The 455-nt window shown below is 40.9% G+C and carries 1 pseudogene; it reads left to right on the top strand.

Annotated features, from left to right (window positions below):
• Nucleotides 1-455, top strand: a pseudogene (locus IV54_RS09630) (MobQ family relaxase); the annotation flags it as partial.

Below are 455 nucleotides of genomic sequence, written 5' to 3'. Positions count from 1 at the left end.
GAACAAGCCTATACAGCCGTGATGTACTATGATCCTGTTTTAAAGCCATGTCAGGCTGAAACAATTGAACAGTGGCAAGCAAATCCACCACAGGTGTTCAGTCCCCAAGAACATCAACAAGGACTAGCTTATTTATCGGGACAGCTTAGCTTAGATCAGTTAGAAAATCATCACTTACAACGGGTTTTAAAGCATGATGGCACTAAACAACTCTTTTTTGGCGAATGCAAAGCCGATCCGACGATTAAGAACAGTCAGATCGAGAAAATCCAAAAGCAGTTAAAAGGGCAACAAGCCAAGGACGACCAGTATAGAAAAGTAAATATTGGACATTATCAACCGCTAAATTACAAGCCAGTTAGTCCAAGCTACTACTTAAAGACGGCCTTTAGTAACGCAATCATGACTGTTCTATATGCTCGTGATGAAGATTACCAACGGCAAAAACAAGAACG

Origin of the sequence: Levilactobacillus paucivorans (assembly GCF_001437125.1) — a bacterium.
GTDB lineage: Bacteria > Bacillota > Bacilli > Lactobacillales > Lactobacillaceae > Levilactobacillus > Levilactobacillus paucivorans.
This window is presented reverse-complemented; position numbering and strand designations above follow the sequence as displayed.